Below are 23,435 nucleotides of genomic sequence, written 5' to 3'. Positions count from 1 at the left end.
CCTGGCCGCTGACACATTCGTCCGCCTCGGTTTCTGGTCCGCGAATTAATGATTCGGCGAGTTCGGGCGTGAAGCGCCTTTCCGCTCGCCTTGGCTTTGTTGTGCAAATGTCGAAGAGCTTCTATTCGTGAAACCAGTTAGTTAATGGTCCTCGATGCGTAAACCGTCTTGGGCCCGCTACCGCACGACGAATTGGAAGCCCTACAACGTAGCGCTGGCGCTGCGAGGTTCGATTCAGGTCTGGTTTGGTCCCGGGATGGAGGGCTGTCCGCGCCGAACGGCAAGCGGCGGCGCCAGGCTGTCTATCTGGGGCTCCCCAGTCCAAGCTTCCGTTGGCCAGAACACCGGCATGCTCGCCAGCTTTCTCGAGATGGCTGGGCTTGATTGGCCGGTGCCGGCTTTCATCACGCTGAGCCGGATACAGAAGACCTGGCTTGTCGAGATCCCCTTTCGGCCCGGCTCCGGACTGTTGCACCTGCTGATCGACAGCGCGGGCGTCGAGGCGGTGGGCGACGGGGAATGATGCAGGCGCAAGCCTGGCCCGTCCAAACGCTGCCAATGGCGCAAGGTCTACCGTGGTGTGGACGCCGGATCGCTTGAAATCTGCGCGATCGAGGTGACCGGAAGCCGGGTTGGCGATGCGCCCATGCTGCCCGAACTGCTGGAGCAGATCCCAAGCGATCAAGCCATCGCGAACGTCAGTGCTGATGTAGCCATCCGGTGAAGGCCGCTTTGAGCGGAGCCAGCGCTGTGCATGAAAAGCGCTGTAGGAGTAGCCAACGTTATGGGCGGACAGGGAATGACCGCGTGATGTGGCGATCTTCCGGATCAAAGCAGTAGATGCTCCCGCCATCTGTCCAACTCATTCTAGAATTGAGTTGCACACAGACCTCGTCGGGAAATCGCATGACCCGAGGATAGAATGGTTTCATCAGTTGACGAAGTTGTTCCTCGGTGACTGGTCCTTCAGCTTCGGCGAGATAGGCGAGCCGAACGAATGTTTGATCCTCCTTGAATATGCGAGTTTTCCACCGCTCCTCCTGGAGTTTGAACGTGAGCACGCCGATCAACCCGAGTACCGCTATGAGTGAGAGCCCCTTGAGGTACTTCATTGCCCGATCGCCTCACGCGGTTGCCAGTTCCATGGCAGCAGCTCGTCGAGTTGGCGGGCCGGATGCTCAGCGATGCGCGCGAGGACATCGGCCAGCCAAGCCTGCGGATCGACGTCGTTGAGACGGGCGGTCTGGATCAGCGTGTAGAGCACGGCGGCGCGCTGTCCGCCGCGGTCAGAGCCGCAGAACAGCCAGGCCTTGCGCCCGAGGGGCACACAGCGCAGCGTCCGCTCGGCAGCGTTGTTCGTGAGGCAGATCCGGCCATCGCTCAGGAAGCGGGTAAATGCACCCCAGCGCCGGAGCATGTAATTGATGGCCTTGGCCAGATCGTGGCTGCGCGAGAGCTTCGCGAGCTGGGCGGCGAGCCAGGTGTGCAGATCCGCCATCAGCGGTGCGCTGAGGTCCTGCCGGACGGCGATGCGCTTCGCTGCTGTCTTGCCGTTGATGCCGCGCTTGATCTCGAACAGGGCATCGAGGCGCTGCACGGCTTCCAGCGCGATCGGATAGATCATACCGGTGCGCTCGCCACGGCTCTTCCTGCGCGCTGCAGCCTCGACGTCGGCGAGTTCGAAGAACTTGCGCCGTGCGTGCGCAAAGCAGCCCGCCTCGACCAAGGGCGCAGGCTGACGGCCGGGTGCGTAGAGCTCGTTGTAGCCGCCATAGGCATCGGCCTGCGGAATCCCTGCCCAGGACGCCAGATGCGCCCGCGGATGCTCGCCGCGCCGGTCGCGGGAATAATGGAACAGTGCTGCGGGCGGATCGTTGCCGGCAACGGGCCGGTCATCGCGGACGTAGACCCACAGGCGCGCGGTATTAGTCTTGCCCCTGGTCAGGACCGGCACGGTCGTATCGTCGCCATGCAGGCGCCGGGCCTCAAGCACGTGGGCTTCGATCCGTCGATAGATCGGCATCAGGGCGAAGGCCGCCGCGCCCACCTGGTCGGCCAGCGTCGAGGTACTGAGCGCAACACCTTCGCGGGCGAAGCGCTCGGCCTGGCGGTTGAGGAGCTGGTGCTGGCCATACTTCTCGAACAGCAGCATGGCGAGGAAACTGGGCCCGGCCCATCCGCGCGGAACGACATGGAACGGCGCCGGAGGCTGCGTGATCGTCTCGCAATCCCGACAGGTGAACTTCTCGCGGACCGTCTGGATCACCTTCCACTGGCGGGGGATCACTTCGAGCGTCTCGGTCACGTCCTCGCCCAGCTTCGACAGGCGCACGCCGCCGCAGGACGGACACGAACATGGCGCGGGAATGACGACGCGCTCACGCGGGAGATGTTCGGGGAACGGCTTGCGGCTTGGCCGCTTGCGCGCGAAGGCGGCAACGTCGGCTGTCCTGGCTGCGGCGACTTCGGCGGCTAGGTCATCCTCGCAGGCATCCGCCTCGAGGTCTTCCAAGTGAAGCTCAAGCTGGTCGAGAAGCCGACGGCTGCGTTCGGCGCTGGCGCCATATTGCTCGCGGCGCAACTTGGCGATCTGCAGCTTGAGGTGAGCGATCATCGCCCCGGTCGCGCTCTCGCGGGCCCTGGCATTGGCGAGGCGCGCTTCGGCATCGTCGGCGCGCTCGAGCGCGGCAGACAGCAGCGCCTTGAGCGCTTCCACGTCGTCCGAGAAAGGCGATGCGACCGTGTCCATGACGGGCATGGAATCACAGATCGGCGCAGCGTTGAAGCCAAAAATGCGCCGGAAAGCGAAGAAAGTGCGCGGCCTATCCGGCGCTCTGCGGGCGCCAGGAATACTGCGGTTTACGCCAGTCGATCCCCTCCAGCAGACAGGACAATTGCGCGTTGGTCAGCGAGACGATCCCGTCCTTCGCCGAGGGCCACACGAAGCGCCCCTTCTCGAGCCGCTTGGAATAGAGCGACATGCCGATCCCGTCGTGCCAGATGATCTTGATCAGCGATCCCGTCCGTCCGCGAAACACGAACAGATCGCCCCCGTGCGGGTCGCGCTTCAGGCCCTGCTGGACCTGCAAGGCCAGCCCTTGCATCCCTTTGCGCATCTATGGACACCCCTTGCTGTGCAAGGTTTTTCTGATCATGTGCAGATCGGATTGGCTGCTGCCATCTATCCGGCCTGAGCCGCAAAGGCTCGGCCTTGGTGAGTTCCGCCCATCGACTTCCCATCATATCATCGAACTCAAGGTTCAATGCGCAAACCGGGCTCGTCGACGCCGGTCGCCGACCGGTCCTGCCACCATGTTCAAATTGCCCTCACAGTCTCGTTCAAATGTTCGTTATGTCACTCCGATCACGCGTTGATCATGCCGGCTTCCACCGCTTTCCTCGTGCCTGGATCGCCCAAGCGACGCGCGCGAGTTTGTTCGCGACCGCGACCGTCACGACGTTAAATGACCGCCTTTGCAGCAGGGCGTTTATCGAATCCCATAGTCCACCCGATCGTCCGTCCGCAATTCGAACAAGTGAGCGGGCGCCGTTCACGAATTGTCGGCGCATGTAAGCGTCTCCCCGTTTGCTTATGCCGAGCAAACGTTCCTTGCCGCCACTCGAGTGCTGTCTCGGCGTCAGCCCGAGCCAGGCAGCGAAATGTCGCCTGGAACTGAAACGCGTTTCATCAGAGACCGCGGCCGTGACCGCTGTTGCGATCAGCGGTCCAATACCTGGAATTTCGACGAGACGTCGGCAAGCCTCGCTGTCACGCGCCGCATCTTTCACCTGTCGATCGAGATCGGATATACGCGCATCCATCGAAACGATTTCGTCGACCAGCATTCTGAGGACGGGTTTGAGCGTAGGGTCGAGGCTCTGGTCTTGATCGTCAAGGACGAGATCGAAGAGTTGCCGCAACCCGGTTCGCTGAACCTGCGCAACGACACCATACTCCGCTAAATGGCCTCGCAAGGCGTTGATAGTCGCTGTCCGCCGACTGATCAAATGGTCACGAACCCGGTGCAGCGCCATTGCCGCCTGCTGCTCGATTGTTTTCGTTGGGACAGAACGCATCCCCGGTCGCTGGAGGGCCTCGCAGCAAGCCTCGGCATCGGCGGCATCGTTCTTGTTGGTCTTGACGTAGGGCTTAACGAATTGCGGCGGCATTAGGCGAACGTCGTGCCCCAATTTGGCCAGTTCGCGTGCCCAGTGGTGAGCACCTGAACCGGCTTCAAGCCCGACGATACAGGGAGGCATTTCTCCGAAAAGCTTGAGAAATCGATCTCGCGTCAGCTTCCGGCACAAGACCACGCCTCCGGTGGCGTTGATGCCATGCACTTGAAAATACCGCTTTGCGATGTCGATCCCGATTACCTTGATGTCCATGTTCGACTCCATCAATTGGTTCAGCCCCACAATGTTGAGCCTGGGTCGCAAGGGGTGTCCATCACATCATGTCCGTGTGCCCCATGGCGATCCACACCCGTGCGCCCGCCGGGATCACCGCAGCGCCTTCAAGGTCGCGATGACCAGTGGGGCGGGCGCTCTGGCCGAAATGCGAACAAGCCGGCCTTCGCCGAGTTCAACAGTGATCACGGCGCACCGGTCGCAATCGTCCACCTTCTGCTCCTCGGCGAGGACCGCCTGGGCAAAGGTCACGTCGGCCATCGGGAGGGCAGCCTCTTCGGCTTGTTCGCGCCGAAGATTGCGCCGCCATGTGTAGATCAGGCTGGTCGAAACGTCCCGCCGCCGGGACACGTCCGCGACACATGCGCCCGGCGCGAAGGCTTCGGCCAAGATCTGGAGCCGCTCCTCATCCCGCCACCGACGCTGCCGCTCCGGCCCCGTCATCACCGTGATCTGCCCCATGTTGCGCTCCTAAGCTCGCTCATACGAGCGCTCTTAAGACCGGTCGTTCACGCGCCGGACAAGGCGGGACTCACCGGACGGGTACGTGCTGATGGCGCTTTTGACGCCAGGACCTTTCACGAGGACATTGCCATGCGCGATGCCTGTGCGATCAATCCCACTCCTGCAACGCGCAAGCCTGGCCCGAGAGTTCGTCCGGGGTTGCGGCCGGAAACGAGATCGTTCGCTCTAACCGGCGGTCTGGCAGGGCCATCTGGACGCGATGGAGCTGCTATCACCCAGCGCAGCCTAGGCGAAATCAAAATGCATTGTTTCAAGCTGATGGGCGCGCGCGTCACGGCACGAGACTTCGATCGCCAAATCGTCGAACTGCAATCCGCGCCGCCATTCTCAACTGCTTCACCGCGCTCGGAAGGCCTCAAAGTCAGCGTGTCGCGTAGTCTGGTGCACGCAAAGCCGGCCGCTGATCTGCGATCGATTCGCGCAAAAAAGCCCCGCCTCGGCAATGGCCGCCTCCACCATCGGAAGGGATGGCCCTTCGGCTTGTTCGCGCCGCCGACGTCGCCGCTCCGGCCCCGTCATTGCCCCATGCTGCGTTCCTGAGTTCGCTCATGCGAGCGCTCTTGAGGCCAGTCGTCCACTCGCCGGGTAAGGCGGGGTTCTCCGGATGGGTACCTGGATCGCATCACGGGATGCCAATCAATGGGATCTCAACCTAGCGGCGTTTTTGCGACCATTCGTGCTGCATTGCAAAAAAATGCGTTCTCTAGGGAACTTCGAGGGGTAAGCGCCTTTGACTTCATTGTCGTTTGTGCGATATACAACGTCGAAGGCGCAAATATTTCGGTCGAATCTGAATTTTCAGCCTAGGCCGAACGCGATTTGCGCCAGTTTGAGAAGCCGTGCCTCAATTGGAGATTACAAATGAAAGCACTTGGTAAGGTGACTATGGGGCTCGCAATGGCCTCAGCACTCATGGGCCAGACGGCATTCGCCGCTGCGCCTCGTGCGATGAATGCCCCTGCAGTTTCGGCCCCGGCCGGCAAGGTCGTGGGCGTGCGCCAGTCGGCGGACGTTTCCAAGACCAACCGTGGCGTAGGTCTTCCGGTGTTGATCCTTGCAATTGCCGCTGGTGGTCTGGGCATTGCCGCGGTCGCAGGTGCGTTCGACAGTGACGACGAGCCCGCGAGCCCCTGAATAAAGGATAGGTGGCGTTCCATGGAGCGTGGCCAATGCCTCTGAATTTCTTCAGGTCGGGGGCACTCCCTTTTGGGGGTGCTTCCCGGCCTGAAACTTCATTGGCCGGGACGTGGCGAGCCAGAGAGTGCAAGTGTCTGTCGTAAGTAGCTTGCGTGCATGAATCTCCACGCATAGAGCAGTGTCGTTCTCTAGGTAAGTCGAGGTTGAGAGTGCAGGGAAAAATCGGATGCATGGCTGGCGCAGCTCTATTGCTGGCAGGTTGTGCAAACAATGCCGCGGTTCCTTCTAGCCCGGAAGCGCAAGCCGCCATCATTCCTCCCAACCCCGCGCCCGACTATCTACTCGGACCGGGTGACAAGATCTCGATCAACATTTTCGGGCAGCCCGATATGTCGGTCAAGGACATCATCATTGATCCGCAGGGGCGAGTGAGCATGCCTCTCATCGGTTCTGTGACGGCAGAGGGACTCTCCTCGGATCGTTTGGAGCAGAACGTGGTTACCGCGCTGGCTCCCGATTACCTTCGTAATCCCCAGGTAACCGTCAACGTGGTCGAGTATGCCTCCAAACAGGTCATCGTCGACGGGCAGGTCAACACACCGTCCGTGGTTCCGTTGTTCGGCACGGCGACCTTGTCCGAGGTGATCGTAAAGGCCGGCGGTCCCGCCAACCTTGCGAAGCTTAGCGAAGTCATCGTCGTTCGCCATGTCGACGGCCAACGCATGGCGGCGCGGTTTGATCTGCGCGCCATTCGCAATGGCTCGCTCGAGGATCCGGTGATCTATGACGGCGACCGTGTGTTTGTTGGCTACAATGCGCTCAAGGGCCTCTATCAGGACGCCCTACGTGCCATCCCGCTTATCGCGGTGTTCCAGCGCTTTTAATGGTCCGGTCGTGAGTCGAGTGCCACGGGCCTGTACCCTGAGCACATGAGGATTCACGCCGCCAAGGCCAAGTAAGGACAGCGAAATGCACACGAAGACCGCGGAACAGGGAACGCCCATGCGCGTGGTTCATATCATCACCCGGTTCATCCGCGGTGGTGCCGATGAGAACACTTTGTTCACGTGCAATGGCCAGGCGCAAGCGGGAGACGAGATCCACCTGATCACGGGGTATTATCATCCCGAGATGGTGGCAAAGCTCGATCCAAGGGTGAAATGGCATTACCTGCCCTCGCTCGTTCGCGACCCTTCGCTGAATGACGTTCGCTGCCTGTTCGACCTGTTCCGCCTGCTGCGCAAACTCAAGCCCGCGGTCGTCCATACCCACGAGAGCAAGGCAGGAGTGCTTGGCAGGCTGGCTGCACGGGCGGTCAAGGCACCCGTTATCGTACACGGCGTGCATATCTTGCCCTTCGTGAACATGCCCAGAGCAAAGCGGCTGATCTACTTGGGCATGGAACGCGCCGTGGCCCCGTTCACGGACAGTTTCGTCAGTGTGAGCGAGGAAATGCAGCGCTTGTGCCTGGAAAATGGCCTTGGAACCCCGGAAGGCCATTCCTGGGTGCCCAGTGGTATGGCGACCGAGCAGTACCAGACGGCCGAGGCCCTCGATCTCGCCTCACTTCTTCCCGCGCATCTGGCAGGGCAGGCGCGCACGATCGGCCTCATTGGCGGGCACCTCGAAAAGCGCAAGCAGATTGGCGACCTCGTCGAGGCGCTGGCGCCCTATCGTATGCGGGATGACTGGATTCTTCTGATCGCAGGCGAAGGTCCTGAACAGGAAGCACTGGCGGCGCAGATCAAGACTCTGGGGTTGGAGGATCATGTGCTCCTGCTCGGTTTCCGCAGCGATCTGCCGCGCCTGCTGGCCACTGTCGATATCGTGGCCCACGCCGCCGGCAACGAAGGTTTGCCGCGTGTCGTGATACAGGCGACCCTTGCTGGAAAGCCGGTCGTGTCTCCGGCTCTGCCCGGCCTGGACAAGGTCGTTGCGGATGGCCGCAATGGCCTTCTCAACCGGATCGACGATTTTACGGCTCTGGCGGCGAACTTCATGGCTCTTGTCGATGATCCGGAGCGTCGCGTGCAGATGGGGAGGGCGGCTAGAGAGGTCGATCTGTCGCCCTGGAGCGTGGGGACAATGGTCTCCCGTATCGCGCAGGCCTATTCGGATGCGATCGATCGCAAGCAGAGCGAAACGTCCGGCGTGAAGCGTAAGGCTGCCTGAAGACAGCAAAAGGCAAAAAGCATGGCCGCAGTCCCGTTAAGGGGCTCCGGCCATGGCTGTGGCTGCGCGGAGATGCGCAGCGGATAGGATCTGTCGACTACCCCGCGCGAAGGCGGCGCGAGGTGATATACAGGTCTCCCGAAGCCAGATCGACCGCCGTTCCCGAAGCATCCGGGTGCCGCAGGAATACGCGTACGGTGTCGCGTGAGGGGCAATAGGCGCCGAGTTCCAGGATGCTCGCATTCGCGCTATGCGCCACCTGGATGGTGTCGCCCGGTTCTACCCCGAGATGCGTGAACGTGTTCCCCAGTTCCATGAAATTCCCCGCAGCGATGCTGCCCGGATTCACGTTGCGGATCCGGGTGGCGTGATCGCTGTCGATCGTGCCAAAGCCGGAGGCGTAGGACATGAAGGAGGAGTTGAAATCGTGCGCTTGCACGTTGCGCAGTTTCAGCGATCCGATTGCGCCTTGGGTGGTGCTGCCCGAAATGACCGCACCGCGCGAGGTCTCGATGACGCCCCGGATGGCTGCGGGCGGGATATCGGAGCAGTCGAAAAGGGCAAAGCCATTGGCTGCCGCAGCGGTATAGTTGGGATTGTCGAGGTAGAAGTAGGATAGGGTAATATCCTTCGCTCTGGCCCGAGCCTGCTGCGGAATATTGCAGGACAAGTGAAAATCCACTGCGGTATTCTTGATGCGCGTACGACCAAGCGTTCGTATGTCCTCGGCGATGGAGAGCCCGGCGGAATAGCTCTGGAGTATGGAGCTGTACTGTCCATTGCTGATCGTGACATCCTTGATGATCTGGCGTCCGCCGGCCCCGCTCCAAACGTCAATTGCGGGAAACCGGTCTCCGATTCGGCTCGCCCGCCAAGTCGAGCCCTCGCGCTGGAGCTGGTAGAGGACACGTGGGGTAATGAAGCCCGAGGTCAGGTTGGAACCATCGGACTTGTGCAACGGATCTCCATTGAGGGTCGCGCTACCCGTGTTCGACGTCTGGAAGAGCACGAAGAGGCGGTCGGCATAGTCCTGCGGATAGGGGTGGACGAAGGTAAAGGTATTGCCTGAGCCGCTCACTTCCGGGACAAATCGACCAATCCCGTTATAGGGCATTCCCGAACGCTCCAGCGAGATCAGAGCGTCATCGCTTGCGCTGTAGTAGACCGCATGGGGGTACCCATTGCTCAAGGGGGTGTCGACGAGGCCGCTGGCGCTATCGGCCTTGATGGGCCGCGGTTGTGCGGTGCCCACGGAGAGTGTGGCTCCGGCAGCCAGAGAGCGCATGGGGGTGAACCAGTAGACTTCGCCGTCGCTCAGAATGCCCTCAATCTGGGCGTGATCGGACGTATTGCTCAGCAGGGGGCTGTTGGCTTCCCAGTTCACGGCACGCACTTCGAAGTTGTCGTTCGCAACGTTGTAGCGCGCGCTGTACACCGCCTGCGGTCGCAGCTGGCCGGGTCGGATCGGGGCCAGGGTCTCCTTGAGTACCATGGTTCGCGCACCAAAGCCGCCGACGTCCAGCTTGGGAGTGTCGGTCGTGTTGATTTGGTGCGGGACGAAATGGTACTCCATCGTATCGGTCAGGCCGTCATCGAGATGGAGGAAATCGATGGCATAGGTATCGTCGCCAGGGAGCCCGGCCGTGGTGCTCGCGGCCAGTGGCTCCCAGAGCCATTCGATGTCGATGCCACCTCGCAGATCGGCATCCGACCCGTCGATGCGGATGGCAGCGTTCATGTCGGTGTGGAGGTTTGTCCTGATCCGGATCGGGCCGCTCTGTTTGGCACGACTGGACTTGATGGCGAGAGCGGCCTGTTCCTGCCCGCAGGCCTCGATGGTCACATTGCCCATGGTGACCGTGTCACCAACAACATAGACCGGCTCGACGTTGGAGGAGGCCCCGGTGTAGCACTCCACCCCGCGCACGAAGAGGTCGTGCATGGTGACGTCTCCGCCGAAGGCCTGGACGCCATTGCTCTGGCCGTTTGAGATGACCCCGTCGACGTGCAGCGCTTCCATGTGGATATGCCGATTGCGAGCCAGTCCATGGGGGTAACCACCAATGCGGATGCCCTGGTAGCTGCGGTTGCGCACGAAGATCTTGCGCAGGTAGGCTCTTTCGAATCCATTGGACTGATAGCGAATACCCTGTCCGGATCCTGCGCCGTTGGCGTTGATCGGACCATCGATGCTTATATTCTCGAGGATCAGCTCGCGAATGCGCAAGTCCTCCAGAGTCGAATAGATCAGCGCTCCGCCCGCGTTGTGATGGCGGATATTGCGTAGGGCAATGTCCTCGCCACTCAGGTCGAGCCCTTCGCTGTCGCATTGCAGGATGTTCTGGAAGTTGTCGAATTGGACTCCGTCCATCTCGATCGGGGCGCGCAGATAGGCAAATCGTTTGCTGCCGGTCCCTTCGGTGGCCAGGAAGCGTCCTCCGTCACCACGCAGGGTCAGCTTGTCCGTTAGCGCAAAGGATGTGAGCCATTGCGAGCCGACCCGGAACTCGTTGTTCCCCAGATCAACGGTCTTGCCGCTGCTCATGGCCTCGCTCAACGCGGCCTGGATTGCGCTGCCATTGTCGAGCCCGGGGTTGAGGACATCCACGTTGCTGGCGCGGGCCAGGGCAAGGACCTTGCTGTTCACCGCCGGGGCGATGCCGTCCATGAAGGACTTGGACGGAAAGGCACCAAGCTGCGTGGAAGCACTGCCGTCCTCGTTGCGGTAGGTGGTCGCATAGACATCGCCATCGCCGCGCACGTTGAAGACATCGCCCGAGCTGGTGGCGGCCAGACCGTCGGCGAGGGTGTCGAATGCGGTCTGCGCGACGGCCGCCTGAGTTGCGGCCAGCTCCGAGCGCAGGGCCTGTGTGCTTGAAAGCTGGGCGGCTTGGCTGGAAAGCTGGGTCTGGGCTTCCCCGTCAGTGCGGGCCTGTTCGGCCCAGGAGCGGGCGCTGCGGCTTTCCGGCGCGCTGGCATCGGGGGGCGAAGCGGATTCGGCCCAGAGGCGGGCCGACGTGATCTGCGCGTCGCCCTCTGTCTCGATCTGGACAAGAGCGGCATCGCGCGCGCCGAGAACATCCTGGGCGGCATTCTCGACAGTGTCGCGGGCGCGATCCGCCTGGCGCTTGGCCTCAAGGGTGTTTTCGCCCTGGAAGACGGTGATCTTCCGGTCCCTGCGTACATAGAAGATGGCCATCAGTTGGGGGCTCCCTGTTTGATCGTGAAGGTGCCGAAACATTCGGCGCGCTTGGGACCGTCAGGCGGGGTGATGTACAGCGTGTGGTGAAGTACGATGTCTGCGCCGTGGACTTCGGGATCGGGCAACTGGGCAATGGTGTCCTGGGAGATGAAGGGGACGATATTGGTGCCGCCGCTTGGGAGCACTGCATCGGGAGCGATCAGGTCGGGGTCGTAGCTCGCATGGACGCCCTGGTTTCCGGAAGGGGCGGTCTCGATCAGGATACGCACTTCGCCACCCGGCTCGTCGGCGAAGGACCAGGCGAACTGCGCCTCAGAGAGGTCTTCACCCACGCACACGATGTAATCCTGACTTTGCGGACCGCCCCAGCTTGCATAGCGAAAGGCGGTGAAGTTTTGTTCAAAGGCCATGGTGGTTCCTTCAAGGGGCAGGCGTGCCGGGGCCTGCGCGGTCACGGGCGGAGCGCGCAGCAGGGAGCCTTGCAAGGTGGAGATGGCAACACAGATGGGCCTGTCGCGCGCTCGGACAGGTAAGCGAACGACGCCGAAGAGACGAAGTGTCGCCGAGGGGAGAAAGGCACGTGTCCCGAAGGGCGTGAACGGGCCCGGGAGCACGCAATTGCGATCAGGGAAGACGTGAAGATAACGCGGCGGCCGCGGTCGGGCTGCGGGTGGCCAGGCCCTGGAAATGGACCTCGGCCGGGCGTTGTAAACGCCGCTTCTATGCCCTGCATATCCGAATCATGCGGGTGTAGGAAAGCGCCAATTTTACAAAAGTGATCCGAAGCGCTCGGGTGGTTTCGGCGCGCTCCCCCCAGCCGGTGATGGATCAGGGAGCCTTGCTGGCAGGATTAGGCGCACGGTGCTTGGTGCAGTTTGCCAACTGGCGACGGTCAGGCTCCAGCGCGCCTCTTCACGTTCAGGCGGCCGAGGCAGTCGTCCGCCTTGCCTTCGTGCAAGCTCAGTTCTCCCCGGTCGCCCGGAGCGTGACCTGGTCAAGCGTCAGGTCAAGGTCGCCAAAGGCGGGCCGGACCGAGAGTTCGAGCGACTGCGCGGGGCATCCCGAAGGCACCACAAAGGTCTCGCTGCCGGTGGGGTCATCGGCTCCGGCGACGACGATCTGGGTGAGCGGGATCGATGAGCCCATACAGGTAACCTGCCAGCGCGTCACTCCATTCGAGGTGTCCGATACGCTGCTGCGGGCCTCAAGCGTATAGAGCCCGGACGGCAGCGCCAGTTTCTGCGACAACATGACACCGCCGCCTGTCCCGCTGACATGGAGATTGATCCCTTCTCCATCGACCGCAGCCTTGTCGACGTAGGCCTTGTTGTCGTTCAGCTTCCAACCGAACGGCCCCCACTGTGTTGTATTGTTCGCAAATGTCTCGAATCGGGGATCGAGAGAATGCGCGGTGGGGTCGCTGCCGGACGTGCCGTTCACAGCCTCGACTAGCGGGACGATCTGACGTCCCATGCCTTGGCCGAGGGCCTTGTCGAGCAATGGGCCAAGAGCCTCTTCGCTGGGGTGCAAGCCTTTCGCCACGCTGGCGGTCAGCGTTTGCAGCACAGCCGCCATCAGCTCCGGCGGGGTGTTCTGCGAGGTGAACTGCAAGAAAGGCTGGGCCCAGGGCGGATTGTCGGCGAGGCGCTCGATCAAGGCGGCATTGGCATCGTCTGTGGCGGCCATGCCCAGAAAGTAGGCACGAACATCGTCCATGTGTATGCCGCGACGTTGCAGGGAGTCGCCCGCATTGACGGCAGCTTTCATGTTTCCGTCGTTGAGAGCCTGACGCAGAGCCCACCACTGAACCTCGGTATTGCGCCAGGATACGCGCGCGGCCAGGCCGAGCATACGCGAGGCGCTGGCCGCGTCTCCATCCGCAAGCGCGAGCTCCCCCAGGATCTGGAGCGCCCGTGAGTTGTAGGGGGCGCTGCGCAGGGCGGCCATGGCTTCGTCATATGCGACTTCGTTGGCGCCGGACATGTAGGCCGCATTGGCGGCGAGCGCGTGGCTGTCGCTTCCCAGTTGGCTCATCAAGGGAACCTCTACGCCTTCGCCTGGCAAGGAGATCGCACTGAGATTGATCCGGAACGTCTGGATGCCGGCGGCGAGCAGCACGACCAGGCTGGCGAGGGCCACCGGGCGCTTCAGCCACGAATTCCGGGTGCTTGCTGCGTCGGCACGGACCGGATCGCGAACGAGGAGGCCCAGCAATGCCCCGGCGATAGCTGCGATCGCGAATGTGCGGCTTGGGTAGTCGACCACGGAGTGCAGCGCGATCATGATCAGGATGGCGACGGCACCGCAGTCCAGAATAGTGTCGTCGTTCAAGAGATTGCGCATGATGATGCGGCGGACCGTAAGTGCGAGGAAGGTAAGCCCGGCGAAGATGGCAAGCGCCCCCGCGATTCCAGCGTCGGCGAGGATCTCCAGATACTCGCAGTGCGCATGATTGAGATACTTGCGCGAGACCGTGTCGAGGCTTTCAACCGGCATGAACGCGCGCACGAAGCTGCCAAGGCCCGTTCCTGCCGGGAAATGGAAACTGACCATGAACCAGACATCGCCCCAGCTGCTGAAGCGCTCATCGCTGCCCGCGCTGGCCATGCGTTCCAACACACCGCGTCCGCTGCCGCTGGCCATGAGCCAAAGTCCGGCCAGCACGAAGACGCCGATGCCAGTCCACATGACCTTGCCCGAAAGGTACTTGCGCAGCAGGTATGCGGAGGGAAGTAGCCCGACCACGAGAAGCGCAGCACCCGCGCGCGATTGTGTGAGCAGCGCAACGATGATGCCGAGCGTTATGACAGGGCCGTAGGGCCAGAGCATCCTCGTCATGTGGCCCTTGCCCAATTCACGTACCGCCAGAAGGATCGCCAGCGAGACGGTGGTGGCCATCAGGAAGGCCTGATGGTTGCGGTTTGCGAAAAATCCGAGCGGGAAGTTGTTCTGGGGGGAGGGATAGAGGTGGAAGCTGTTCGTCGCGATCTGGACAAGCCCCAGGAGCGCGCTGGCACAACCGATCAGCAGGATCAGGTGCAGCAGGGCCATGCCTTCGCGCGTGCCAAGCCCGCGGCCCAGCAGAAAGGCGCATACGGGTACCGACAGCGAGATCAGCCACAACAGTGTGCCGCTGGTGTCCATTGACAGGGGGCGCCACAGACTCGGATCGGTCGCGGAGGTTATTTCCACGACCAGTGATCTACCGGGAAGGCTGCTCCAGAGTGCATTCGGCAAGGGCAGCAGCTGCAGGAGCGGAAGCGCGATCAGAAACGCGAGAACGGCGGACACGAGCTTGCCTGTTGCCAGTCGCGGACGCGTCACGAGAAGATGCGCCAAAAGCCCCAGCGCGAGGATCTGGAGGAACAGGTCGCGCAGGGGATAGGCGCGTGCCGACCCGCCGAAGAGGGCGGCAAGGAGCAGTAGGATGACAAGAAGCCGGAATGGAACGGTGCTGTTCTGGATAAGCGACAGGGGTGAGTTCGTCGTGGTTGGCTTTCCCGGCCTCGCTGGTCTCACAATCTGGCTCCTACTGCGTGAGGCGGCTATCCCAGGACCACGCGGGATCAGGGGGGCAGCTATTTCCCTTGTAACGTTGACTTGGCGCGCAAGTCTCCAAGTGATCGATACCTAACCAAATACACTTAATCCTTGCCAAGTCTACCGCATCGCAGCAATGGTCCGGTAGAGCGGTTGAGGCTGATTTTCTGGTTTTTCCGTGGAGAGCGGTGTCTCGAGCCTGCCATGGGTCAAGGTGAGTCTGGCCGAGTGGGCAGAGGGATAAAAATTTCTGCGGAACGGCCAGGTCGCGATCATCGCAGCCCCCTCCGAGAGACTTTCATCCCGTCTCCCGGAGCCTCGCTGTCCGTCACAATTCGATTGCCTGGAGATTGGGTATGCCCCGCCTGACCTATATACATAACGCGCAGATCCCGAGTCAGGGCGCCAGCACGGTCCAGGTGATGCGCATGTGTGCCGCATTCGCGCGCCAGGGTTGGGACGTGGAGCTGGTCGTCCCGCATCAAGGCGAAACGGCGCCGATGCTCGAAGAGCAGGCGCTGGCCTATTACGGGTGCGAGGAGCCCTTCGCGATCCACCGCATCACCCTTGGCAAGGCGCGGTGGTTCGGTTTCGCTTGGCAGGCGGCCCGGCGCGCGGCCCAGCGCGGAAGCGATCTGGTGTTCGGGCGGTGCATCCGATCCTGCTATGCTGCAGGCCTACTGGGACTTGCCGTCATGCACGAGGCTCACGGTCCTCTGGAAGCCTACTCGCGCAGTGGCCAATTCGCATTCAAGCGCCTTGTGGGGCTGCGCAGTTTCAAGCGGCTGGTTGTGATCAACGAAGCGCTTGCGTCCTACTACGCCGAACACTTCGGAAAACTGCGGGCCCCCCCGCTTGTCGCAACGAGCGGTACCGATCCGATCGAAGGGGCCGCCCCTGGACCGGCGCAAGACCGTGCGCGGCTGCGGGTCGGTTACGTCGGCTCGCTATATCCCGGCAAGGGGATGGAGCTCATCGCGCAGATCGCGCAGCGCTCCGAACACGATTTCATCGTGGTGGGCGGTAGCGAGGAGCAGATCGCGACGTGGAAGGCCCAGACGGGCGAGCGCGTGACCTTCCGGGGTTTTCTGCCCAACCGCGAGGTGGCCGCCGAGATCCGGCAGCTCGATGTGGCCCTGGCGCCATATGGAAGCAGCGTCACCGGTGCGAACACCAGCTTCGATCTCGCCCGCTGGATGTCTCCGCTCAAGCTCTTCGAGTACATGGCTCACGCCCGGGCTATCATCGCCACCGACATGGCGGCAATCCGGGAGGTGGTGACGAACGGCAGGGAAGTGCTTCTGTGCAAGGCCGACGATGTCGATGGCTGGGTGGCGGCAATAAATGCTCTGGCCTCTGATTCGGACATGCGAGCGCGCCTCGGACAGACGGCGCTGGACTCATTCCTCGCGCAGTTCACGTGGGAGAAGCGGGCCGCAAAGATTCTTACAGCCCGCTAGTCGGATCGCGGGCGCAGTGGGAGTTGTCCTTGCCTTGCCGCGAGGGCAGGTGCCCGCTCGGGCCCAGGATTGCCCGGATTAGATCGCATCGCAATGTGTGCCGTGAAGGGCACGCACGAACTGCTCGCGCCAATGGACGACATCCTCGCTGCGCACCGAATCCAGGAGCTTGTCGTGCCGCGCGCGGCGTTCCTCCAGAGGCATGGCCAGCGCGCGCTTGATTGTCTCGCTGACGTCTTCCAGCGAATGGGGATTGACGAGCAGCGCATCCTCCATCTGCAGCGCAGCGCCTGCAAACTGCGAAAGGATCAGGACGCCGGGGTCCTCTTCGTTCTGGGCAGCGACGTATTCCTTGGCTACCAGGTTCATTCCGTCGCGTAAGGGAGTGACGAGGCCGACGTCTGCGGCGCGGTAGAAGCCGGCCAGTTGGCGCCTGGGATAGCCGCGGTTGACGTATCGGATCGGTACGAAGGCGACATCTGCATGAGCACCGTTGATGTGCCCGGTCTTGCGTTCCAAGTCCTCGCGGATCTGCTGGTAGCTGGCTACGTCCCCGCGCGAAGGCGGAGCGATCTGGAGGAGAACGGCTTTAGAGGCGAGCTCGGGATTGTCCGCCAGAAAACGGCTGAAGCTTTCGAAGCGTTCGCCAAGGCCCTTGGAATAATCGAGCCGGTCCACGCCGATCAGGATCTTGCGCCCGCGCACGCTGGCCTTAAGCTTGTCGTGCGCATCCTGGGCTTCCTCGCTTTGGGCGCCCTGAGTAAATTCGGCGAAGTCGATGCCGATGGGAAATGCCTGGGCGACAATCCGGCGCCCCTGGTACTGAACGCAGCCGTCCTCGCTGATTTCGAGGCCCATTTCCTTCTCGAGATAGTGGAGAAAGCTGCCCAACCATTCCTCGGTCTGGAAACCGATAACATCATAGGCGAGCATCGATTCCACCAGCCGCTCGTGGAAGGGCAGAGAAACCAGCAGGCGGGTCGGGGGCCAGGGTGTGTGGAGGAATAGGCCCATGCGGTTCTTCACCCCTTGCGTGCGCAGCATCGAGCCCAGCGGGAGAAGGTGATAGTCGTGAACCCAGATGAGGTCGTCCTGGTCAATCAGGGGGCGTACCGAATCCGCGAAGCGGCGGTTCACACGCTCATAACCCTCACCGAAATTGCGGTCGTATTCCGTTAGGTCGATGCGGTAGTGAAACAGCGGCCAAAGGGTGCGGTTGGCATAGCCGTTGTAGTATTCCTCGATATCCTGAGGCTCGAGGTCGATGGTGGCGGTGGTCACCCCGTCGTTGCGCTGCATGTCGAGGTGGCCGGTGAACTCCTCGGTTTCCTGGCCCGACCAGCCGAACCAGATCCCGCGGTTTTCGCGCAGGGCCGAATTGAGCGCGACGGCGAGACCTCCTTGTGCGCCCGCGGCTCCAGCGGCCTTGGGCACGGAAACGCGGTTGGAAATCACGATCAGTCGGCTCATACACAATCCCCTGAAAGGCGTTGGGAAACGCCTGAAAACCCTAACGCCAATCGCGCCAGGAGCGCGACAGTTGCCCCGCGCAATTGATTATCCCGACAAGCGAATAGGTCTGCGGAAAGTTCCCCCACAGCTCACTCGTCTCGAAGTCCATGTCCTCCGAAAGGAGGCCCGATTTCGTGCGGTGCGCGAGCATCGCTTCGAACAGGCGGCGCGCTTCCTCGTCCTGGCCGGAACGATGCAGCGCCTCGATCAGCCAGAAGGTGCAGATGTTGAAGGCGGTCTCGGGCAGGCCGAAGTCGTCTTCGTTGGCGTAGCGCAGCATATGCTCGCCGCGCCGAAGCGTCTTCTGGACCGCGGCAAGGGTCGCTTGGAATCGCGGATCGCTGGCCTCCACGAAGCGAAGCTCGACCATCTGTAGAAGGCTCGCATCGAGCTGGTCGCCGCCGAAGCTGGCTGCATAGTGCCCGCCCGCGCCGCCATCGTCAAAATCAGGCCCTTCGATCTTGTGCCAGGCTTCCTTCTCGATGGTCGAGCGGATCGTGTCGGCACGTTCGCGCCAGTAGGTCTGGCGGTCGCTGAGGCCAAGGTATTCGGCTGCATTGGCGAGGCGGTCGCAGGCGGCCCAGTTCATCACGCTGGAATAGGTGTGGACGGCCGTGCGCGTGCGCAGCTCCCACAGGCCGGCATCGGGCTGGTCGTGGGTTTTCCAGGCCATTTCGCCGACTTTCTCGAGGCTTTCGAAATCGTCGTGGTTGGCCATGCGGATGAGGCGCATGTCGGAGAAGGCCTGGATCGCGGGCAGGACGATCTGGCCATAGCAGTCGTTCTGGACCTGATAATAGGCCGCATTGCCCACGCGCACCGGACCCATGCCGCGGTAGCCGACGAGGTCATCGGCCACCCACTCGATGATCTCCTTGGCGCCGCTGACCGCGTAGAGCGGCTGGATGAAACCGCCCTCGGCATCGTCGATGATGTTACGCAGATACCCGAGGTACTTTTCCAGAACGTCGAGCGCGCCCAAATGGTTGAGCGCCTGGACGGTGTAGTACGCATCACGGATCCAGCAGTAACGGTAGTCCCAGTTGCGCTGCGAATGGGGCGCCTCGGGAATCGAGGTGGTGAGCGCGGCGACGATCGCGCCGGTCTCCTCGTGCTGGCACAGCTTGAGTGTAATCGCGGCGCGGATCACCGCTTCCTGCCAGTCAAGCGGGGTGGCGAGGCTGCGCACCCAGTTGCCCCAGTAGGCGTCGGTCAACTGGTGCATCATCTCCAGTTCGTGCTCGACGTTGCCGTTGAAGGGTTCGTCGGGGCCGAGGAAGAAGTGCATCGGGCTCTCGAGCCGGAAATAGCGCTCGTCGAGGATGTAGCCCACCGGCGCATCGGTAGTGAGGCGCAGCGCGTTTCTTTCGACCAGGTAGCGGATGTGGTTGGAGCCGCGGGTGATCGGAGCGAGCTGCGCGCCGTAGCCGCTCATCGGCGTCAGCACGCAGCGGATGCGCGGGCTGCCCTTCACGGGGCGCACGATGCGCGCGTAGGCAACCGGGCGGTACATGCGCCCCGAACGTTCGAAGCGGGGGCAGAAGTCGATCACCTCGACCGCGCTGCCGTTATTGTCTTCCAGCCGCGAGATGAGGATCGGGGTGTTGCGCACGTAGCGCTGGCTGACCGAGACCTGGTTCTCCAGTTCGAAGCGCCAGGTACCCGCGTCCTGCCCCTCGTCGCCGCGCATTAGCGCGCAGAAGGCCGGGTCGCCATCGACGCGCGGCACGCAGCCCCAGACCAGCGCAGCGTTCTCGTCGATGAGGCCGTTCACCTGGCAGTTGCCGATCGGCCAAAGCTCCAGCGAACTTTGCCGCGCGGACGTTGGCGGGGCTTGATTCTTGCCCTTGGGCGAACGCACGGGCGGCTCGGCGGTGTCGGGCGTGGTCGATCCGGTCAGAGTCATGCCTGTTTCAAATTCCCTCGGATTGATCGTGTGTGCGAAGCGCGGCGGCCAGCCAGTCGTGGACGGCGGCGACATCGGGCAGGCGCCTGTGAGCTGCAGTGGCGCGCATGGGGCCGACGAGAACGCCGTGCCCGCCGAGCTCCTCCAAGACGCGGAAGGCGTCCTCGTCGGTGACGTCGTCGCCCAGAAATAGCGGCTGGGTGCCCGCAAACTCGGGCCGCTCCATGAAGGCCGTCAGCGCCGAACCCTTGTCGGACCCGGGCATGACCAGTTCCACGACCTGCTTGCCGTGCTTGAGCTTGAGGTCTTCCTCATGCGCGAGTGCCTCGGCTCGGGCGAGGAGCCCTTCCAGCGCTTCGGGGTGGTGGCGGTAGTGGACAGCCACACTGTAGGGTTTGGGCTCTACCAACATGTTGCCGTTCGCCCTGGCAAATTCGCTGAGGTGGGTCACCACACGGTCGGGCAGCGAGGCCGCGAGGGGGGCGACCGTGTGGGTTCCGGCCGGGCGGAATTCACCGCCGTGGGAGCCTGCAATCGCGACATCGAGCGGGCCGAGCAACGTCTCGAGCGCGGCGATCGAGCGGCCGCTTACCAGCGCGAGCCGCCCCTCCAGCGCCTCTGCCAGGGCGGCGATGACGCCGGGCAAGGTTTCCGGCACGATTACCTCGTCGGGGTGGTCGGCAATCTCCACCAGAGTGCCGTCGAAGTCGAGAAAAAGGGCCGTCTGCGAGGCGATGCGCAGCGGAGAGGGCGGCGGTAGGTCAGTCGGGCCAGAGCCCTGTTCCGCCAGCGAAAGACTGTCGCTTGGATCGGTCATTGTGTTCAGTCTTGCACCATCGAAGGGGATTAGGCCAGCCCTAAGGTCGGCAAAGAAGCGTGGCGGGGCGCGATCCGCCTGTACGGGCCTTGCGCAGGTCCCGAACAGGGCATGATCGCGGCGTGCGTTATGCAGAACAATCGGCGCAGGGCAGGGTTCCGGGCGTTGACCACAGAGGGGAACTTGAAATAGGCGGCGCGCTACAGGAGACCGGCATGTCAGTAGTGGATCGATGGGGTATCGCCGTGGCGGAGCTGGGCATTTTTGATGAGGCTTGGGTTGAGGCGCTCGCCACCCTGATCGGCCTGTTCCTGCTTGCGGGCGCGGCCAACTGGCTGACCAAGCGTCTGACGGTGCACCCGGTCGAGCGGCTTATTGCGCGCACGCCCTTGCGCAACGAGGCGGGCGATGTGAAGGCGCTCGTGCGCCATCTCTCGAACGTCGTGCCGGCGGTGATCGTGCTTCAGGGCATTGCGGTGATCGCCCATCTGCCCGATGAACTGGTGATGGTGGTGCAGGCGATTGCCCGTGCCTTCATCGTTCTGACGCTCGCGCGGGCACTGGGTGACCTGCTCGAGCTGGGCAACGATGCCTATGAATTGAAACCCGAGGCGGCGAGCCGTCCGATCAAGGGCTATGTCCAGATCGGCAAGATCGCCGTTTTTGCGGCTGCGGCGCTGCTGATCGTCGCGATCCTGATCGGCCAGTCCCCGGTCATCCTGCTCTCTGGCCTGGGCGCGGCGGCGGCGGTCCTCATGCTGGTCTTTCGCGATACGATCCTCTCGCTTGTGGCCTCGGTGCAGCTGCGTTCGAACGACATGGTGCGGGTCGGCGACTGGATCGAGATGCCCCAGCTCAATGCCGACGGCGACGTGATCGACATCGCGCTACACACCATAAAAGTGCAGAACTTCGACAAGACCGTGACTTCGGTCCCGACGGCCAAGCTCATCACCGAATCCTTCCGCAATTGGCGACACATGCGCGAATGGGGCGGGCGGCGGATCAAGCGCGCCTTGCTGATCGACCAGACGACGGTGGACTTCCTATCGTCCTCGCAGTGGGATGCGTTGCGGGACTTTGTCATCCTGCGGCCCTACATGGAGGCGAAGGAGACGGAGCTGCAGGCCTGGAATGCACGGCACTCTTTCGATGAGGGGGGGCAGGCGCAGGTCAATAGACGTGAGCCGACCAACATCGGGACGTTCCGGGCTTACGTGCTCGCGTATCTCGAGGCTCACCCCAAGGTGGCCCAGCGTGGGACACTGCTAGTGCGTCAGCTCGATCCCACCGAGAAGGGGCTTCCTCTCGAGATCTACTGTTTTACAACCACGACCGAGTGGGAGCAGTACGAGGCAATTCAGGGCGACATTTTCGACCACCTTCTGGCAATCTTGCCGAAGTTCGGGCTGCGTCTCTTCCAGTTTCCAAGCGGCGCCGATCTGACGCAATCGCTTGGTGGGCCGCGATCAACGGCCGGTAGCGAGTGATCCTTTGAAGCCTGTGAAGCAGGCGATCTGGGGGCCTCGGACGGCAACTCGCCTTGATGTACGAGATGCATCGGAAATGAATTTATTTACTATTGAGTAAAATTGCCGATTAAGTATTCTGCGCAAGTTGTCGATCGATCAGATAAATTCTTATTATGTATTTATAAATGATGTGTTATTCGCTTTGGAACTTGATATGACAGAAATTGTGCCTGTGATATTGTGTGGTGGAAGTGGAACGAGGCTTTGGCCGCGTAGCCGCGCCTCGAAGCCCAAGCCATTTCTTCCCTTGATCGGCAGCCAGACTCTGTTCGAGCAGGCGGTCGCGCGCTGTCCGGCATCGGCTGGCTTCGCGCGCCCGATGATCGTGACCGGTCATCTGCATCTTGAGCATGTCGAGGCGCAACTCAAGGTGGCAGACAAGGCGCGCATCGTGGTGGAGCCGGCCGCTCGGAACACGGCTGCGGCGATCGCCTTGGCTGCCTATAGCCTTTCCGAAGACGCGATTATGTTGGTGTGCCCAAGCGATCATCACATCGGCCGTCCAGAGGCGTTCGTGCAGGCCGCGCACTCGGCAGCCGCGCTGGCGGCTGAGGGCTGGATGGTCTCTTTCGGTATCGAGGCAACCTCGCCCGAGACGGGCTTTGGGTATCTGAAGCGCGGGGATGCAATCGAGCAGGATGGTGTGATTCTCGGCTACCGCACCGCGCAATTCGTTGAAAAACCCGACTTGGAGCGAGCCGGTGCCTTCCTCGCCGATGGTGGATATAGCTGGAATGGCGGTATCTTCGCCTTTCGCGTGCGCGATTATCGTGAGGAACTGGAGCGCCACCGTCCCCAGATCGCCCGAGCGGTCCGGGCTGCTGTGGCCGACGGGACGTGCGATGGCGTGCGCTTTCATCCTGACCGCGACCTCTTCGCGTCGGCGCCGAGTGCTTCAGTCGACTACGCCGTCATGGAGAATACGACGCGCGCCGCCATGGTTCCGGTCGCGATGCAGTGGTCGGATATCGGTAACTGGCGTGCCCTTCATGAAGCTCTCGAACACGACGAGGCGGGAAATACCAAGCGGGCGATGGGCGAAGTCGAATTGGTCGACTGCCGCAATGTCTTCGTAGATAGCGACGGTCCCCGTGTCTCCGTCATTGGTCTTGAGGATGTCGTTGTGGTTGTCGATGGCAACGATATCATGGTGACCAGCGTGGCCGGAACCCAGAAGGTGGGGGCGCTGGCCGGGGCAAAGAACCAGTAGCCAGGCCAAGAG

General features: G+C 62.3%; 17 protein-coding genes and 2 pseudogenes. 8 read left to right on the top strand and 11 right to left on the bottom strand.

From position 1 onward, the window contains the following. Positions 1–154 precede the first annotated feature (154 nt). A pseudogene (locus tag MTR65_RS09025) lies at positions 155–715 on the top strand (transposase); the annotation flags it as partial. Between the two features lie 67 nt (positions 716–782). Here the strand turns inward: MTR65_RS09025 and MTR65_RS09020 are convergent. The 5 genes from MTR65_RS09020 to tnpA all read right to left on the bottom strand — a co-directional run bounded on the left by MTR65_RS09020 (position 783) and on the right by tnpA (position 4,872). Continuing rightward, a complete protein-coding gene (locus tag MTR65_RS09020) occupies positions 783–1,112 on the bottom strand; it encodes a hypothetical protein (RefSeq protein WP_243799306.1) in 330 nt (109 codons plus the stop codon). After that, positions 1,109–2,749: an IS66 family transposase gene (gene tnpC / locus MTR65_RS09015; protein WP_243799304.1), complete on the bottom strand. Its 1,641-nt coding sequence runs from the start codon at positions 2,747–2,749 to the stop codon at positions 1,109–1,111. Before tnpC ends, MTR65_RS09020 begins: the two co-directional genes overlap by 4 nt. Positions 2,750–2,822: 73 nt before the next feature. After that, complete coding sequence (gene tnpB / locus MTR65_RS09010; protein WP_243799301.1) at positions 2,823–3,116, bottom strand: IS66 family insertion sequence element accessory protein TnpB; 294 nt, start codon at positions 3,114–3,116, stop codon at positions 2,823–2,825. 259 nt (positions 3,117–3,375) lie between these two features. Next, positions 3,376–4,389: an IS110 family RNA-guided transposase gene (locus MTR65_RS09005; RefSeq protein WP_243799299.1), complete on the bottom strand. Its 1,014-nt coding sequence runs from the start codon at positions 4,387–4,389 to the stop codon at positions 3,376–3,378. A 114-nt stretch (positions 4,390–4,503) separates the two neighbouring features. Continuing rightward, a complete protein-coding gene (tnpA, locus tag MTR65_RS09000) occupies positions 4,504–4,872 on the bottom strand; it encodes an IS66-like element accessory protein TnpA (protein ID WP_243799296.1) in 369 nt (122 codons plus the stop codon). A gap of 81 nt (positions 4,873–4,953) precedes the next feature. Between tnpA and MTR65_RS08995 the strand changes: the two are divergent. From MTR65_RS08995 to MTR65_RS08980, 4 genes and pseudogenes are all read left to right on the top strand, one after another. Then, a pseudogene (locus MTR65_RS08995) lies at positions 4,954–5,312 on the top strand (transposase); the annotation flags it as partial. Positions 5,313–5,832: 520 nt separating this feature from the next. Beyond that, a complete protein-coding gene (locus MTR65_RS08990; protein WP_243799294.1) occupies positions 5,833–6,069 on the top strand; it encodes a hypothetical protein in 237 nt (78 codons plus the stop codon). Positions 6,070–6,302: 233 nt separating this feature from the next. Beyond that, a complete protein-coding gene (locus MTR65_RS08985; RefSeq protein WP_243799292.1) occupies positions 6,303–6,956 on the top strand; it encodes a polysaccharide biosynthesis/export family protein in 654 nt (217 codons plus the stop codon). An 85-nt stretch (positions 6,957–7,041) separates the two neighbouring features. Beyond that, positions 7,042–8,244, top strand: coding sequence for a glycosyltransferase (locus MTR65_RS08980; protein ID WP_243799290.1), 1,203 nt, complete (start codon positions 7,042–7,044; stop codon positions 8,242–8,244). A gap of 97 nt (positions 8,245–8,341) precedes the next feature. Here MTR65_RS08980 and MTR65_RS08975 read toward each other — a convergent pair whose 3' ends face one another. The 3 genes from MTR65_RS08975 to MTR65_RS08965 all read right to left on the bottom strand — a co-directional run bounded on the left by MTR65_RS08975 (position 8,342) and on the right by MTR65_RS08965 (position 14,965). Beyond that, complete coding sequence (locus MTR65_RS08975; protein WP_243799288.1) at positions 8,342–11,443, bottom strand: hypothetical protein; 3,102 nt, start codon at positions 11,441–11,443, stop codon at positions 8,342–8,344. Then, the gene (locus tag MTR65_RS08970; RefSeq protein ID WP_243799286.1) at positions 11,443–11,856 is read right to left on the bottom strand and encodes a hypothetical protein; all 414 of its coding nucleotides are present in this window, start codon (positions 11,854–11,856) and stop codon (positions 11,443–11,445) included. Before MTR65_RS08970 ends, MTR65_RS08975 begins: the two co-directional genes overlap by 1 nt. A gap of 550 nt (positions 11,857–12,406) precedes the next feature. After that, positions 12,407–14,965, bottom strand: a complete 2,559-nt coding sequence (locus MTR65_RS08965) for an O-antigen ligase family protein (RefSeq protein WP_243799284.1) — start codon at positions 14,963–14,965, stop codon at positions 12,407–12,409. A 377-nt stretch (positions 14,966–15,342) separates the two neighbouring features. On the opposite strand from MTR65_RS08965, the gene MTR65_RS08960 reads away from it, so the two are divergent. Beyond that, a complete protein-coding gene (locus MTR65_RS08960) occupies positions 15,343–16,446 on the top strand; it encodes a glycosyltransferase family 4 protein (RefSeq protein WP_243799282.1) in 1,104 nt (367 codons plus the stop codon). A gap of 78 nt (positions 16,447–16,524) precedes the next feature. Here the strand turns inward: MTR65_RS08960 and otsA are convergent, their stop codons facing one another. Genes otsA through otsB form a run of 3 tightly spaced genes read right to left on the bottom strand, consistent with a single transcriptional unit; the run spans position 16,525 to position 20,681 of the window. Beyond that, on the bottom strand, positions 16,525–17,916 hold the full coding sequence (gene otsA / locus MTR65_RS08955; RefSeq protein ID WP_243799279.1) for an alpha,alpha-trehalose-phosphate synthase (UDP-forming): 1,392 nt from the start codon (positions 17,914–17,916) through the stop codon (positions 16,525–16,527). 40 nt (positions 17,917–17,956) lie between these two features. Continuing rightward, complete coding sequence (locus MTR65_RS08950; RefSeq protein WP_243799276.1) at positions 17,957–19,864, bottom strand: glycoside hydrolase family 15 protein; 1,908 nt, start codon at positions 19,862–19,864, stop codon at positions 17,957–17,959. A 7-nt stretch (positions 19,865–19,871) separates the two neighbouring features. Beyond that, positions 19,872–20,681, bottom strand: coding sequence for a trehalose-phosphatase (otsB, locus tag MTR65_RS08945; protein WP_243799273.1), 810 nt, complete (start codon positions 20,679–20,681; stop codon positions 19,872–19,874). Between the two features lie 122 nt (positions 20,682–20,803). On the opposite strand from otsB, the gene MTR65_RS08940 reads away from it, so the two are divergent. Then, a complete protein-coding gene (locus tag MTR65_RS08940; RefSeq protein ID WP_243799271.1) occupies positions 20,804–22,171 on the top strand; it encodes a mechanosensitive ion channel family protein in 1,368 nt (455 codons plus the stop codon). Between the two features lie 196 nt (positions 22,172–22,367). Beyond that, positions 22,368–23,423 carry a mannose-1-phosphate guanylyltransferase gene (locus MTR65_RS08935; protein ID WP_243799506.1) on the top strand — a complete coding sequence of 352 codons (1,056 nt, stop codon included), beginning with the start codon at positions 22,368–22,370 and terminating at the stop codon, positions 23,421–23,423. Positions 23,424–23,435 lie beyond the last annotated feature (12 nt).

It is taken from the genome of Novosphingobium mangrovi, from assembly GCF_022818885.1.
GTDB lineage: Bacteria > Pseudomonadota > Alphaproteobacteria > Sphingomonadales > Sphingomonadaceae > Novosphingobium > Novosphingobium mangrovi.
This window is presented reverse-complemented; position numbering and strand designations above follow the sequence as displayed.

Bases quoted from the DNA above. Each gene is read 5' to 3' on its own strand.
- MTR65_RS08960 (WP_243799282.1), top strand. From the start codon at position 15,343: ATGCCCCGCCTGACCTATATACATAACGCGCAGATCCCGAGTCAGGGC.
- otsA (WP_243799279.1), bottom strand. From the start codon at position 17,916: ATGAGCCGACTGATCGTGATTTCCAACCGCGTTTCCGTGCCCAAGGCC.
- MTR65_RS08950 (WP_243799276.1), bottom strand. From the start codon at position 19,864: ATGACTCTGACCGGATCGACCACGCCCGACACCGCCGAGCCGCCCGTG.
- tnpC (WP_243799304.1), bottom strand. From the start codon at position 2,749: ATGGACACGGTCGCATCGCCTTTCTCGGACGACGTGGAAGCGCTCAAG.
- MTR65_RS08990 (WP_243799294.1), top strand. From the start codon at position 5,833: ATGGCCTCAGCACTCATGGGCCAGACGGCATTCGCCGCTGCGCCTCGT.
- MTR65_RS08935 (WP_243799506.1), top strand. From the start codon at position 22,368: ATGACAGAAATTGTGCCTGTGATATTGTGTGGTGGAAGTGGAACGAGG.
- MTR65_RS08985 (WP_243799292.1), top strand. From the start codon at position 6,303: ATGGCTGGCGCAGCTCTATTGCTGGCAGGTTGTGCAAACAATGCCGCG.
- tnpB (WP_243799301.1), bottom strand. From the start codon at position 3,116: ATGCGCAAAGGGATGCAAGGGCTGGCCTTGCAGGTCCAGCAGGGCCTG.
- MTR65_RS08975 (WP_243799288.1), bottom strand. From the start codon at position 11,443: ATGGCCATCTTCTATGTACGCAGGGACCGGAAGATCACCGTCTTCCAG.
- MTR65_RS09005 (WP_243799299.1), bottom strand. From the start codon at position 4,389: ATGGACATCAAGGTAATCGGGATCGACATCGCAAAGCGGTATTTTCAA.
- otsB (WP_243799273.1), bottom strand. From the start codon at position 20,681: ATGACCGATCCAAGCGACAGTCTTTCGCTGGCGGAACAGGGCTCTGGC.
- MTR65_RS08970 (WP_243799286.1), bottom strand. From the start codon at position 11,856: ATGGCCTTTGAACAAAACTTCACCGCCTTTCGCTATGCAAGCTGGGGC.
- MTR65_RS08980 (WP_243799290.1), top strand. From the start codon at position 7,042: ATGCACACGAAGACCGCGGAACAGGGAACGCCCATGCGCGTGGTTCAT.
- MTR65_RS09020 (WP_243799306.1), bottom strand. From the start codon at position 1,112: ATGAAGTACCTCAAGGGGCTCTCACTCATAGCGGTACTCGGGTTGATC.
- tnpA (WP_243799296.1), bottom strand. From the start codon at position 4,872: ATGGGGCAGATCACGGTGATGACGGGGCCGGAGCGGCAGCGTCGGTGG.